This is a genomic window from Corynebacterium sp. HMSC070H05 (assembly GCF_001837615.1).
Taxonomy (GTDB): Bacteria; Actinomycetota; Actinomycetes; order Mycobacteriales; family Mycobacteriaceae; genus Corynebacterium; species Corynebacterium coyleae.
Map to the genome: position 1 here is coordinate 219,725 of NZ_KV833341.1, position 12,521 is coordinate 232,245.

Sequence of the window (12,521 nt, forward strand, 5' to 3'; positions counted from 1 at the left end):
TTACTGCGCCCCGGTGAGATCGTCTAGCCACGTAAACGTCGCCTTGAACGCGGACTCGCGGGCGTGGCGTTCGGAGAGGAAAACGTCGTGGCGGGCGCCGTCGATAACTCGCACTTGTGAATCTTTCCCAAGTGTCGGGGCCCAACGCTGGATCTGGTCGACGTCAAGCACGGTATCGGCCGTGTCGGCAGCGGGGGAGTACTCCTTGCCCAGGTATGAGTGCGAAGAGCACAGGGTCAGCGTTGGCACGCCGGTATCAACGTTGCCCTTGTGGATTTGTTCCTGTCCTTTAAGTACTGCCCGGATCCAGCCGAAGTACTTGCGGTGACCGACCAGCGGTTTCCAGGTGGTGTTGAAGCTCCATTCGCCGTGTTTGCTCTCGTGGATAGAGGTGCCATAGGTGCCCAGCCCGCCGCCCGGCAGTGGGATAGACGGGAAAATGGCTCCAAGCGTGTTCAGTACTGGGCGCAGGAGCTTCACCTGCCAGGTCGGGTACTGCAGGTCCAACCACGGGCTGTTGAGCGCGATTCCTTGAAGCAGTGCATGATCCGCGGGCGATTCTCGTCGTAAATGATCCGCCCACAGCGGAACAATCAACCCGCCAGTGGAGTGTGCGAGCACAACGACCGAGCCATGCTCGCGCGCGATGAGCCGCAGCGCCGTCGTGAGTTCCTCGAAGTAACGACGCATATCCAGCGTGAAGTGGAAGCGCTGGCCCTTCGTGTGCGCGCGGCCACAACGGCGCAGATCCAGCGCGTAAAAGGGGTAACCGCGTTCCACGAACTCGTCGGCAACATGGTTGTGGAAGAAGTAGTCCGACATGCCGTGGACCCACAGCACCGCGGGCTTGTTGCTTGTCGACGACCTCACGTCCCGGACCAACACCGCCTCTGGCGCATGTCCCGTGTCGGGGTCCTTATCTAATTGCAGACGCGCATGCTCGTAATTTTTACCGAGCACGTCCGGTTTCCAGGTAAGTGTGTCGAGGGATGCTTCTTCTGTTTGATTCATGGGGCTGATGATACTGACCCGAAAGCGGGTGTGGGCCGTGTCATAATTCGGGCCTATGCACGTTCCGGTGCAGATAGACGTAGAATGTCTGTACTCCAAAAATTGTCGAAACACTATAAGGATGACTACGCATGTCTGACAACGGTGGTAATAAGTACGCGGACGAGGTGGACATCCTGCACGTTGGCGCTGGCATTATGAGCGCCACCCTGTGCTCGATGTTGCACGAACTGGAGCCCGAGTGGAGCCAGGTGATCTTCGAGCGCCTCGATGGTCCCGCCGAGGAATCCTCGTACGCGTTCAACAACGCTGGTACGGGTCACTCCGCTCTCTGCGAACTGAACTACACCCCGGAAAAGAACGGTCGAATCGACGTCTCTAAGGCGATGGCGATCAACGAGAAGTTCCAGGTCGCTCGCCAGTTTTGGTCCCACCAGGTAGAAAACGGTGTGATCAAGGACCCGCGCGCCTTTATCAACCCGGTGCCGCACGTTTCCTTCGCCCAGGGTGAAGACCAGATTGCATACCTGCGTAAGCGCTACGACAAGCTTTCTGCGAACCACATGTTCCCGGAGATGCAGTTCACCGATGACCGCGAGAAGTTCGCTGAGAAGCTGCCGCTGATGGCGCAAGGCCGCGACTTCGACGCTGAGCCGGTCGCAATTTCCTGGACCGATGCCGGCACTGACATCAACTACGGTTCCCTGACCAAGCAGTTCCTGGAGTCCGCTCAGGAAAGCGGCACCAAGATCCGCTACGGCCACGAAGTGCTCAACCTCAAGCGTGAGGGCAACTTCTGGAAGGTCACCGTGAAGAACGTTCGCACCGGCGACAAGCAGGTCGTCCGTGCACGCTTCGTGTTTATCGGCGCTGGCGGCTACGCCCTGGACCTGCTGCGCAAGGCAGGCGTTCCAGAGGTTCACGGCTATGCAGGCTTCCCGATCTCCGGTTTGTGGCTCAAGACCACCAACCAGGAGCTTGTCCAGCAGCACAAGGCGAAGGTGTACGGCAAGGCCAAGGTTGGTGCTCCGCCGATGTCTGTTCCGCACCTGGATCTGCGCGTCGTCGACGGTGAAGAGTCCCTGCTGTTCGGCCCGTACGGCGGCTGGACTCCGAAGTTCTTGAAGGAAGGCTCCTACCTGGACCTGTTCAAGTCCATCCGTCTGGACAACATCCCGTCCTACCTCGGTGTCGCGGCAACCAATATCGGCCTGGTCAAGTATCTGGTTGAGGAGGTTTTCCGTAACTTCGACGGCAAGATGGACGTGCTGCACGAGTACTACCCGATGGCAGACGGCAAGGACTGGGACGTTGTCGTCGCCGGCCAGCGCGTGCAGGTGATCAAGCCGGCAGCATTCCCGCGTTTCGGCACCTTGGAGTTCGGTACCGCTCTGGTCAACGACCAGAACGGCACCATCGCGGGCATCCTCGGCGCATCCCCGGGCGCATCGATTACCCCGGCTGCGATGCTCGAGCTGTTGGAGCGTTGCTTCGGTGAGCGCATGATCGAGTGGGCTGACAAGCTCCACGAGATGTTCCCGACGTACGGCAAGTCGCTCAAGCACGACAAGAAGGCGTACGAGGAGCAGTGGGCATGGACCCAGAAGACGCTGAAGCTCGAGGATTAATCCGCTCGCTTCACTGAACTGGCTGCCCTACGTCCCGCAGAAGGTGACGTAGGGCAGTTGTCCTTCCGGCCGGGCCATCCATTCGGGCCCGGCCTGCTCGTTGTACGGGTCGGATACTGCCGCGAGCAGTTCGTTGTACGTCGCGTAATCACCGTGCAACTCAGCGGCGTCTATCGCATCCTGCAGCATGTGGTTGCGCGGGACGAAGATCGGTCCTGGATCGCCGTTGATGCCGTGTTCGCGGTTGTAGGTGGTGATGTCGGTGGCGTTGTTGAGGCCTTCGTGGTCGTCGCCGATCCAACGCTGCCACGCCTCGTCCCAGGTTGGCTGGACTGTTTTGATGTAGGCGTCAACATAATCCTGGCCCAGTAAGGGGTAAAGGGCCTCTGCCAGGCGGGCCATGTTCCAGGCGATGATGCTCGGTTGGTTGCCAAAGGCGTAGCGGCCTTGCCTGTCGATAGATGAAAACGACGCTGCGGCATCGAAGCGCTCAGTGAACGCGCATGGCCCGTAGTCGATCGTTTCGCCTGAGAGTGTCACGTTGTCGGTGTTCATCACCCCGTGGACGAAACCGATGCGCATCCAGTGCGCAACCAGGTCGAAGTGGCGGCGGGTGACGGTTTCGAGCAGGCTGGCTGCATTGTCGAAACCGGCAGCGGTGACGATCTGGCGTACAAGGTCCTCGGACTGCGTTGCCGCGTACTGGACGCTGCCGACACGAAGGTGGCTTTTCGCAACGCGGACCACAATGCCGCCGGGTACGGCGCCGTTTTGGCGTATGACCTTCTCTCCGGTGGTCAGCACCGCTAGCGAGCGTGTCGTCGGTACGCCGACGGCGTGCATGAACGTAGAGACGAGGTGTTCGCGCAACATCGGGCCGATCGCACCGACGCCGTCAGATCCACGCCGTGAAAACACTGTCAGGCCGGATCCTTTGAGTTGGATCTCGTGGCCGGCGATGTTGCCGAGCAGCAACGCGCGGCCGTCGCCAAGCAATGGCACAAACTGACCGAACTGATGGCCCGCATATGCCAATGCGTGCCCGCCCTGGGCGCCGGTAAGCCAGGCGAGGCCGTCGCTGCTACGCAACCAAGCGACATCGAGCCCAAGTTCTACTGCGAGAGGCTCGTTAAGGGCAACCATCTGGGGGTTCTCAAAACTTCTGCCTGGTTCAGCGTGGGCGAGCTCGGGCAGGTTCTCGGCGAATGTGTGGTCGAGCTGGGGTCGTGTCATGGTGCCACCCTAGACTGTGTCGCTATGACGAAAGGCCACATCACTCTTGTCGGCGGCGGCCCAGGCGCATGGGACCTGCTCACCATCCGAGGCTTGCGCGCGCTGGAAGCAGCGGACGTAATCCTTGCGGATCACCTTGGGCCGGCCGCGGAGCTTGAGGATTTTCTGGATCTGACCGGCAAAGAAGTCGTGGACGTGGCCAAGTTGCCCTACGCGCGCCAGGTCGCGCAGGAGCGTATCAACGAGATGCTGGTGTCCTATGCGCGTGAGGGCAAGCAGGTCGTGCGGCTCAAAGGCGGCGACCCGTACGTGTTCGGTCGCGGCTTTGAGGAGCTGCAGGCATGCGCGGCTGCCGGTCTTGAGTGCTCGGTAATCCCGGGCGTGACGTCCGCGGTGTCCGTTCCTGCGGCGGCAAACGTGCCCGTGACGCAACGCGGGGTGACGCATGCGTTCACCGTGGTGTCGGGACACTTGCCGCCGGAGCATCCCAAGTCGCTCGTGGATTGGTCCGCGCTTGCACAGGTCGGTGGCACTATCGTGGTGGTGATGGGGGTGCGCAACGTGCGTGCGATCGTCGAGAAGCTGCTGGAGGCATCGCTGTCCCCGGATACGCCCGCAGCGGTGATCCAGGAAGGCGAAACCGACGCGCAGCGCGTGTTCTTCGCTACCGCCGCCACCTTGCCAGATGTGATGGAGAACAACGATGTGACTTCGCCTGCTGTGTACGTTTTTGGGGAGGTCGCAGGCCTTGCGCACGCTGGATAGTCTGATTTGGGACACGGCCGATGTTGCTGCGGGAGAGGTCGTCCTCGTGTGCAACGACCCGACACTCGATCTCACCCGCACCGCACTCGCTGCTGGGGCGAAGGTTGTGTTTTTGGACTCCGACTACTCACGCTGCCAGGAAGCAGCGTCGCTCGGTGCGGAGATTGCGGGCGATATGCGTATCGACGACTACCTTGCCGGTTCTTCAGGCACAGCCGTTGCCATTGGGGAGATGCCGAAGTCCCTGGCGCGGCTGGACTACCTGGCACGCTCGATTGCGGGAGCTGGGTTTGCTTCGGCGCGGGTGGTGTTCGGCGCGAACAATAAACACTTGTCTCGTGGCATGAATGTGGTGCTGGGCGAATCGTTCGACCAGGTGGCGGCCTCCCGTGGGCGCGGGAAGTTTCGCTGTCTTGTGGCGTCTGGGCCGCGCGAGGTGTCCTATGAGCCCGTACGCGGCGATGGACTTGTCGCCATCGGAGGCGTGTTCTCAGGGGCGAAGCCCGACCGTGGTGGGGAACTGCTGCGCTCCTGCCTGCCGGCAGAGCCTGGACGACTGTTGGACCTGGGGTGCGGCAACGGCTCTGTCACGCGTGGCTTGGAGGCAGTGGCCACAGACGCTGACGCAGACGCGGTGCTCTCCGCCCGCGCCATCGGGCTGGAAGCGACCTGGGATGACGCCGGCTCACAGTTCCCGGACGGCTCCTTCGACACCATTGCGCTCAACCCACCGTTCCACGACGGGACCACGGTCGACGCAACCCTCGTCCAGCACCTCCTCGACGCCTCCAAGCGACTACTCGCGCCGGGCGGCACGCTCTACCTGGTCCACAATTCGCACCTGCGTTACCGCGGCGAGGTGGAGCAAAGGTTCGGCGCCGTGGAGCAGGTCACCCGCGATAAGACCTTCACGGTCCTGCGTGCTTCACTCTAGAGTGTGGTACCGTATTACGGTACCACTCGGAGGAGGTTGTGATGTCTATCAGTGCATCTGAAGCGCGGCGCACGCTATATCCGCTCATCGAGCGTGTGAACAATGATCGCGATCCCGTTGAAATCGTGTCGCGTCACGGTAATGCAGTATTGATGGCTGCAGATGACTACGCGGCATGGGTTGAGACTGCCTACCTGTTTAAGTCGCCAGAGAATGCTCGACGCCTGACTCAGGCCTACGAGGAAGCACTCAACGGGGCGGTGGCCGAACACGACATCGACCTGGACGCGTAATGCGGCTTGTGTGGACCACCAACGCGTGGGAGGACTACCTGTACTGGCAGGGCAACGACAAGAAAACGCTGAGACGAGTCAACCAGCTTCTGCGCGACACCTTAAGGGATCCGTTTGAAGGCATAGGGAAACCCGAACCGCTGAAGTACGGAGCTGAAGGGGCGTGGTCGAGGAGGATCACGCAAGAACACCGCTTGGTCTATACGGTCGCTGGGACAGATTTGGTGATTCTCCAAGCCCGGTACCACTACTAACCCAGCAGCTTCGGCAGGGCGTTGGCGGCGGTGTCCTCGATGACCACGTCGGCGATATGCGACAGGTCCGTGCGCATCGGGGTGACCTCAATGATGGGGATTTCGCGCGCGTGCGCCATTAGCGGCAGGCCAGCGGCGGGGTAGACCACGCCAGAAGTGCCGACGATGATCAACGCGTCAGCGGTGCGCATGCGACGCTCCGCCTCCTTCCACTCAGCTTGGGGCAACATCTCGCCGAACCACACCACGCCGGGACGCACCGGCCCGCCACATAACGGGCACTGGGGCGGAGTGATCGTCGGGACAGGCTCCTCGGGCAGTGGGATTGGGTCGGTGTAGGGCTCGTCGCAAAGCGAACAGCGAAACGCGAAGAGCGAGCCGTGCAGGTGGACGACATTGTCGCTGCCAGCACGCTCGTGAAGGTTGTCGATGTTTTGCGTGGTTACCGTCGTCTTCGGCGATTGCGCGATGGCGAGATGTCCTGCATTTGGCTCGGCGCGCTGGGCGAGTTGGGCGCGCCAGAGGTACCAGGCGAGCATTGTGTCCGGGTCGGTGTGCCAGGCGCCGATAGACGCCATGGCCTGTGGGTCCACGTTCTCCCACAACCCGGTTTGTGCGTCGCGATAGGTCACAAGGCCACTGTCGGCGCTCATGCCGGCGCCGGTGAAGACCTCGATACGGCTGGCGTCGGCGAGTAGTGCGCGGGCGTTGTCGATTGTGGTCATGGTTTAAACGCTACCGGGAGAAGCAAAGGAGCGTGTTCTTTGTCACAAACCGTGTGCGCGCTTTAGACTCGTCGAGATCGACAGACATCTAACAGAGAGGTGGCCGCCGATGGCGATTGAATTCAACATGATCCAAACCATCGGCTTCGCCGTGCTCCTGCTCGTCGTTGGACGCTGGCTGCGCAACAACGTCGCGTTCTTTGAGCGCTTCGCCATCCCAGCGCCGGTGATCGGCGGGTTCCTTTTCGCCCTGTTCAACCTGGTGTTCAAACTCACCGGTTGGGTGGACATCACCTTCGACACCACCCTGCAGGGGTTCTTCATGACGATGTTCTTCACCACCGTCGGCTTCGGCGCCAGTGTCGCGCTTCTTGGCAAAGCCGGCAAGATGGTCACCCGCTTCCTTCTCGTCGCCTCTGTGCTGGTGGTGCTACAGAACCTTCTTGCGGTGCTGCTCGCGCCGATTGTGGACATCCCGTCCGCGCTCGCGCTGATGACCGGATCCGTTTCCATGACCGGCGGCCACGGTGTTTCCGGTGGTATGGCCCCGCTCGTGGAGGCGCAGGGTGTGGAGCGCGCAGAAACCGTCGCCTACACCGCAGCAACGTTCGGCCTGCTGATGGGCTCGCTCATAGGCGGGCCTGTCGGCGACCGTCTGATCAAACGCAACCGCCTCCAATCCATCGGCACCCGCAATGTCGACGTGGACGATAGTTTGCTCACTGCGTATCGACGAGACCTGCGCAGCGACCAGGTCATGCAAGCCTTCATCGTCATCCTCATCGCGATGTTTATCGGCACCTACATCACCGACGGCATCAACTGGATCATCAGCCAGTTCACCGACAAAGCCGCCTTCCCGAACTACCTGGGTGCCATGCTCGTTGGCATTCTGTTCCGCTACATCTCAGACACGCGCAACCAGCGCCAGTACCACGAGTTTGTGCCCACACAAGAGGTGGAGATCATCGGCAGTGTTGCGCTCGCACTTTTCCTCGCGCAAGCACTGATGACGATCAAACTGTGGGAACTGGCAGACCTTGCCATCCCGCTTGTCATTCTGCTCATCGCCCAGACCGTGCTGATGCTCCTCTTCGCCCGCTTTGTCACATTCCGAGCGATGGGCAGCGACTATGACGCCGCGATCCTGTCCGCCGGCCACTGCGGTTTCGGCATGGGCGCAACCCCCAACGGTGTGGCCAACATGGAGTCGGTGGTGCAGAAGTACTCGCCGTCGCGCCTAGCGTTTTTCGTTTTGCCAATCGTCGGTGGGATGTTCATCGACTTCGTCAACATCCTCGTGGTGACGGTGTTCCTCAACGTGCTGTAGCCGTTAGATAAACACAAACAGGAGACAGACAACCAGGACTGCGACGACGCTTGTCATCACACGCCACAGGTAACGCTTGCCCGGCGCGTGTGCCGTGTTGACCGAGATCTTGCCCGGGGCCTGCGGCAGCACCGCGGCGACCATCGGGTCGTTCGGCTCCTTGTAGGTGCCCATGCCACCCTGCATCCGCAGCAGGTGGTTGCGTTGTTGCTCCGCTTCGTCGGGTTCGATGCCGTCCTTGGCCGTGGTCATGCGGATTGCTACGACGACGATGTAGACGGTGAATGCGATCCACAGTGCGATCTCCAGCCAGAATGGCAGCGAGATGTCCGGCAGCATCATCGAGACGTTGGTCAGCGCGAACAAGACCGCCATAGCGAGGAGGGTCTTCGACATGAAGTCGGCTGTTGCATCGCACAGCTTCTCGACGCGCGCCGCCGCCGTCTCCGAATACGGCAACGCCTTGTCCTCCGGTACGTTCACGGTCTGGCGTGCGAGGGTTTTCGGCGGTACGCACGCGAGCATCGATATGGAGATGGCGATGCCGATTGTGATCAAGAACGTCGCGTGAAGCAGGGTTTTCGGTTCGAATCCGTCCGCGTCGCCGTTGACGTTGAAATGGACCGGCACCGGGTCGGGGATCGCATCCCAGCGCAGGAGGATATACGCGAACGCGGCTGCGTAAGCCAGGGCAGCGAGGGCATAGCGACGGTAATGGACAGGCATGTAGGCGATCTTAGACACAGCCCAAAAGACGATATCGTCTTTTGTGCCGGCGATGGAGCCGCGACCTGGGGTTTTAGATCCGCGCAAATGCTAAAAGACGATATCGTCTTTTAGGCTGTGGATAACCGGCGCGAAAGTATCCGGAGTTACCCGAAGTTATCCACAAAAACGGGCGGGGTCTTCCGCCGACACGGGATCTCTGCAATCGTTGTGGCATGGATATGGGGAGGCAACGGGAGATCCTGAGCAAGGTGATCGACCGTAGAGATACACAAGCAGGTAGGACAGTCGCGTTGTCGGCAAGGCATGCGATGCTACAGGCCGACTTTCACGCGTTGGCGTTTTACGAAAAGCGCTGGGTGCAGGCGGTTGCAGCAGGTCAGGCAGCGAGGAAGGCGGCGCTGGCTGGCAGGTCTGCGGCGCGTGTACTGGGGATGTGGCTGGTGACCACGGACTCAAACGAACCGGTAGAACTGTTGCTCCCGAACGGCAGGACACCATCGAGAAGACAGTGGCCGGACAATACCGTCTATCACCGTGCGCGCAACTGCGAGACTGTGATCAAGCACTTTGACACATTGCGCGTTACCGACGAGCTGACCACCGCATTCGAGATCGCCCTGCGCTACGGGTTCAGGGAGGGGCTGGTGGCGATGGACTGGGTGCTCAAACATCACACCGATCGTGCGACCGTGGAGGCGGAAGCCGACAAGCTTGGCCGTGTCAAGGGGATAGGTGTATTGCGGAAAGTGCTGCGATACGCAGTGGGTAACTCGCGGTCGCCGTTCGAATCGTACGCACGCGCGGTGTTGATTGAGCGGGTGGCCGACGGTTGGATCGTCAACGGCATGTTCGCGGGCTACGAGGTGGACCTACGCCTCGGGGCACTGATCTTGGAGATCGACGGGGATTACAAATACGACGGGGTCACATTTAAGAAAACCGACGAGACGCTGCGACAAGAGCGCAAGCGTGAGAAACATCTGCTCAAACGTGGTGTGTTCCTGCTCAGGGCGTCGCCGCATGATCTGTTGTTTAAGGAAGACGAGTTTGTCGACGACGCCCGCGCCCTGCTCGCCCTCGCCCAGGCGCGAGAAGCAGACAACGGGGCAGCACACACCCAGGCGGCGTGACACCTACACACGCATGGTCAGCAGCGTGCCGCCAACGGCGACGTCGAAACCGGCCGCCACAGCCAGATCCACGACCTCCGAAGCAGACGCAGCGTCGTGTGGCGCCAGAACCCGGGCCAGCTCGCCCTTGTACTTCTTGTTGAAGTGGCTGACCACCTTGCCGGTGTCGGCCTGTTCCACGCGGATGGTCAGCGCGCCGGGCACAGGGCCGAGGTTCTGGTAGGCGCCGGAGCGCATGTCGATGACAAAGCCGCAGTCTGCAAGTGCATCCGTCACGGCGGAGCCCCACCAGGCGCGCAACGTTTTGCCGTCCAGTTTCATTCCGGCGGACAGGCGGTAGCGGGGGATGAGGTCGCCTGCCCGAACCACGCCGAACAGCGCGGAGCCAACGGCAAGGCGCGACAGCGCGTCGGCGGACAACGTGGAGGCATCGAGCGAGTCGTACAGCACACCCGTGTAGCGCTCGATGGCCGGCATCACCGGTGCCGAGCGCAACGTGAGGTTCTCCTCCGCTTCGGCCTGCTTGGAGGCGGGGGTGTCGACGAGGGTGTGGGTGAGTTCGTCGAGAAGCGAATTGCGAATGGGATCCAACGACGGAAACGACAACGCCATCGCAGCGTCGGTGCCGCCGGGCGCTTTGGTTTCGGAAGGAGGGAGGACGATCAGCATGACGAACAAGCTACCGGGTAAACTGCCCCGCATGATTACTCGCCTGTCCACGCTGTTCCTGCGCACTCTGCGCGAAGACCCGGCCGACGCTGAAGTGCCGAGCCACAAACTCCTTGTCCGTGCTGGTTACGTCCGCCGTGCCGCGCCGGGCGTGTACTCCTGGCTGCCGCTTGGTCTGCGTGCGCTGCGCAAGATCGAGGGTGTGGTGCGCGAGGAGATGGACGCAATGGGTGGCCAGGAACTGCTGTTTCCGGCACTGCTGCCGCGCGAGCCCTACGAGGCGACGAACCGCTGGACCGAATACGGCGATGACCTGTTCCGCCTGAAGGACCGTAAGGGTGCGGACATGCTGCTCGGCCCGACGCATGAGGAGATGTTCACTACGGCGGTGAAGGATCTGTACTCGTCGTATAAGGATTTCCCGGTCACGCTGTACCAGATTCAGACGAAGTACCGCGATGAGGCACGTCCGCGCGCGGGCATCCTTCGCGGGCGTGAGTTTGTGATGAAGGATTCCTACTCCTTCGACATGTCGGACGAGGGCCTGGATGAGTCGTATGCAAACCACCGTGCGACCTACCAGCGCATCTTCGACCGCGTGGGACTGAAGTACGAAATCTGCCAGGCCACCTCCGGTGCCATGGGTGGCTCCGCATCCGAGGAGTTCCTCGCGTACTCCGACAACGGCGAGGACACCTTTGTCGTTTCCACCGCGGGCGATTACGCCGCCAACGTCGAGGCCGTGACTACGGTTGCTCCGGAAGCACGCCCGATCGAAGGGCTGCCCGAGGCTGTCGAGCACGACACCCCGAAGTCCGAGACCATCGCGGCACTCGTGGAGTGGGCGCAGAGCGCAGGAGTGCTTATCGACGACCGCCCTGCCGAAGCCTCCGACACCCTCAAGTGCATGATGATCAAGGTCAACGATCCGCGCGCCGTGGATGAGGACGGCAAGCCGGTCGGCCCACAGTTGGTCGGCGTGCTCATTCCGGGCGACCGCGAACTGGACGAGAAGCGCCTGGAATCATCGCTCGAGCCGGCGACCTTCGAGTTGGCAAGCGACGAGGACTTTGCCAAGAGTGATTTCCTGGTCAAGGGCTACGTTGGCCCGCGTGCGCTCCAGGCCAACGGTGTGCGTGTCCTCGCGGACCCGCGTGTGGTTGACGGCTCCGCGTGGATCACCGGTGCGGACGCTCCGCAGAAGCATGTCGTCGGACTGGTCGCTGGTCGCGACTTCACCGTCGACGGCTACATCGAGGCCGCCGAGATCAAGGAAGGCGACCCGTCGCCGTCCGGCAACGGCACCGTGAAACTCGCCCGCGGCATCGAGCTTGGCCACATCTTCCAGCTGGGCCGCAAGTACACCGAAGCCATGGACGTGCAGATCCTGGACGAAAACGGCAAGCGTGCCGTGCCGACCATGGGTTCCTACGGCATCGGTATCTCTCGCATGCTCGCTGTGGTGGCGGAGCAGCGCCACGACGACAAGGGCCTGGTCTGGCCGGTGGAGATCGCCCCGTACCAGGTGCATGTGGCTGTGGCGAACAAGGACGCTGCTGCGCTCGAGGCAGGCGACCGCATCGCTGCAGAACTCTCCGACGCCGGGCTCGAGGTGCTTTTCGACGACCGCCCGAAGGTCTCCCCAGGCGTCAAGTTCAAGGATGCGGAACTGCTCGGTATGCCGTTCATCGTGATCCTCGGTCGCGCGTTCGCTGACGGCAACGTCGAACTGCGCATCCGCGGGGGCGAGACCCTTGAGGTCCCGGCCGACGACATCGTGGCGAAGGTCCAGGAACTGGTCGCAGAGCGCCGCGACTAGG

General features: G+C 61.7%; 13 protein-coding genes. 8 read left to right on the top strand and 5 right to left on the bottom strand.

Annotated elements, in window-relative coordinates; genetic code table 11:
- The gene (locus HMPREF2617_RS09255) at nucleotides 1-1,011 is read right to left on the bottom strand and encodes an alpha/beta hydrolase (protein WP_070816292.1); all 1,011 of its coding nucleotides are present in this window, start codon (nucleotides 1,009-1,011) and stop codon (nucleotides 1-3) included.
- 131 nt (nucleotides 1,012-1,142) lie between these two features.
- Here HMPREF2617_RS09255 and mqo point away from each other — a divergent pair, with 131 nt between their 5' ends.
- Entirely contained in the window at nucleotides 1,143-2,639 is a 1,497-nt protein-coding gene (gene mqo / locus HMPREF2617_RS09260) for a malate dehydrogenase (quinone) (protein WP_070840568.1), read from the top strand.
- Between the two features lie 27 nt (nucleotides 2,640-2,666).
- Here the strand turns inward: mqo and HMPREF2617_RS09265 are convergent, their stop codons facing one another.
- Nucleotides 2,667-3,872 carry a protein adenylyltransferase SelO family protein gene (locus tag HMPREF2617_RS09265; protein WP_070840569.1) on the bottom strand — a complete coding sequence of 402 codons (1,206 nt, stop codon included), beginning with the start codon at nucleotides 3,870-3,872 and terminating at the stop codon, nucleotides 2,667-2,669.
- A 24-nt stretch (nucleotides 3,873-3,896) separates the two neighbouring features.
- Here HMPREF2617_RS09265 and cobA point away from each other — a divergent pair, with 24 nt between their 5' ends.
- The 4 genes from cobA to HMPREF2617_RS09285 are packed head-to-tail and all read left to right on the top strand — an operon-like array spanning nucleotide 3,897 to nucleotide 6,118.
- Nucleotides 3,897-4,637, top strand: coding sequence for a uroporphyrinogen-III C-methyltransferase (gene cobA / locus HMPREF2617_RS09270; RefSeq protein WP_070422279.1), 741 nt, complete (start codon nucleotides 3,897-3,899; stop codon nucleotides 4,635-4,637).
- Entirely contained in the window at nucleotides 4,621-5,571 is a 951-nt protein-coding gene (locus tag HMPREF2617_RS09275; RefSeq protein ID WP_070451002.1) for a class I SAM-dependent methyltransferase, read from the top strand. The genes cobA and HMPREF2617_RS09275 overlap by 17 nt, the downstream gene beginning before the upstream one ends.
- A 41-nt stretch (nucleotides 5,572-5,612) precedes the next feature.
- Nucleotides 5,613-5,864, top strand: a complete 252-nt coding sequence (locus HMPREF2617_RS09280; protein WP_070422281.1) for a type II toxin-antitoxin system Phd/YefM family antitoxin — start codon at nucleotides 5,613-5,615, stop codon at nucleotides 5,862-5,864.
- Nucleotides 5,864-6,118 (top strand): Txe/YoeB family addiction module toxin, encoded by a 255-nt coding sequence (locus HMPREF2617_RS09285; RefSeq protein ID WP_070422282.1) that lies wholly within the window; start codon nucleotides 5,864-5,866, stop codon nucleotides 6,116-6,118. The genes HMPREF2617_RS09280 and HMPREF2617_RS09285 overlap by 1 nt, the downstream gene beginning before the upstream one ends.
- Here the strand turns inward: HMPREF2617_RS09285 and HMPREF2617_RS09290 are convergent.
- Nucleotides 6,115-6,843: an NAD-dependent deacylase gene (locus HMPREF2617_RS09290; protein WP_070483878.1), complete on the bottom strand. Its 729-nt coding sequence runs from the start codon at nucleotides 6,841-6,843 to the stop codon at nucleotides 6,115-6,117. The genes HMPREF2617_RS09285 and HMPREF2617_RS09290 overlap by 4 nt on opposite strands.
- A 109-nt stretch (nucleotides 6,844-6,952) precedes the next feature.
- On the opposite strand from HMPREF2617_RS09290, the gene gltS reads away from it, so the two are divergent.
- Nucleotides 6,953-8,173 (top strand): sodium/glutamate symporter, encoded by a 1,221-nt coding sequence (gltS, locus tag HMPREF2617_RS09295; RefSeq protein WP_070840570.1) that lies wholly within the window; start codon nucleotides 6,953-6,955, stop codon nucleotides 8,171-8,173.
- A 3-nt stretch (nucleotides 8,174-8,176) separates the two neighbouring features.
- Here gltS and HMPREF2617_RS09300 read toward each other — a convergent pair whose 3' ends face one another.
- Nucleotides 8,177-8,899 (bottom strand): DUF1648 domain-containing protein, encoded by a 723-nt coding sequence (locus HMPREF2617_RS09300; protein WP_070840615.1) that lies wholly within the window; start codon nucleotides 8,897-8,899, stop codon nucleotides 8,177-8,179.
- Nucleotides 8,900-9,210: 311 nt separating this feature from the next.
- Here HMPREF2617_RS09300 and HMPREF2617_RS09305 point away from each other — a divergent pair, with 311 nt between their 5' ends.
- The gene (locus tag HMPREF2617_RS09305) at nucleotides 9,211-10,032 is read left to right on the top strand and encodes a hypothetical protein (RefSeq protein ID WP_070483877.1); all 822 of its coding nucleotides are present in this window, start codon (nucleotides 9,211-9,213) and stop codon (nucleotides 10,030-10,032) included.
- Between the two features lie 3 nt (nucleotides 10,033-10,035).
- On the opposite strand, the gene HMPREF2617_RS09310 is transcribed toward HMPREF2617_RS09305, so the two are convergent.
- A complete protein-coding gene (locus HMPREF2617_RS09310) occupies nucleotides 10,036-10,701 on the bottom strand; it encodes a YaaA family protein (RefSeq protein WP_070840571.1) in 666 nt (221 codons plus the stop codon).
- Nucleotides 10,702-10,732: 31 nt separating this feature from the next.
- On the opposite strand from HMPREF2617_RS09310, the gene HMPREF2617_RS09315 reads away from it, so the two are divergent.
- Nucleotides 10,733-12,520, top strand: a complete 1,788-nt coding sequence (locus HMPREF2617_RS09315) for a proline--tRNA ligase (RefSeq protein ID WP_070840616.1) — start codon at nucleotides 10,733-10,735, stop codon at nucleotides 12,518-12,520.
- Nucleotide 12,521: the final 1 nt, after the last annotated feature.

Bases quoted from the DNA above. Each gene is read 5' to 3' on its own strand.
- gltS (WP_070840570.1), top strand. From the start codon at position 6,953: ATGGCGATTGAATTCAACATGATCCAAACCATCGGCTTCGCCGTGCTC.
- HMPREF2617_RS09305 (WP_070483877.1), top strand. From the start codon at position 9,211: ATGCTACAGGCCGACTTTCACGCGTTGGCGTTTTACGAAAAGCGCTGG.
- HMPREF2617_RS09300 (WP_070840615.1), bottom strand. From the start codon at position 8,899: ATGCCTGTCCATTACCGTCGCTATGCCCTCGCTGCCCTGGCTTACGCA.
- HMPREF2617_RS09255 (WP_070816292.1), bottom strand. From the start codon at position 1,011: ATGAATCAAACAGAAGAAGCATCCCTCGACACACTTACCTGGAAACCG.
- HMPREF2617_RS09310 (WP_070840571.1), bottom strand. From the start codon at position 10,701: ATGCTGATCGTCCTCCCTCCTTCCGAAACCAAAGCGCCCGGCGGCACC.
- HMPREF2617_RS09315 (WP_070840616.1), top strand. From the start codon at position 10,733: ATGATTACTCGCCTGTCCACGCTGTTCCTGCGCACTCTGCGCGAAGAC.
- HMPREF2617_RS09290 (WP_070483878.1), bottom strand. From the start codon at position 6,843: ATGACCACAATCGACAACGCCCGCGCACTACTCGCCGACGCCAGCCGT.
- HMPREF2617_RS09265 (WP_070840569.1), bottom strand. From the start codon at position 3,872: ATGACACGACCCCAGCTCGACCACACATTCGCCGAGAACCTGCCCGAG.
- HMPREF2617_RS09285 (WP_070422282.1), top strand. From the start codon at position 5,864: ATGCGGCTTGTGTGGACCACCAACGCGTGGGAGGACTACCTGTACTGG.
- HMPREF2617_RS09280 (WP_070422281.1), top strand. From the start codon at position 5,613: ATGTCTATCAGTGCATCTGAAGCGCGGCGCACGCTATATCCGCTCATC.
- mqo (WP_070840568.1), top strand. From the start codon at position 1,143: ATGTCTGACAACGGTGGTAATAAGTACGCGGACGAGGTGGACATCCTG.
- cobA (WP_070422279.1), top strand. From the start codon at position 3,897: ATGACGAAAGGCCACATCACTCTTGTCGGCGGCGGCCCAGGCGCATGG.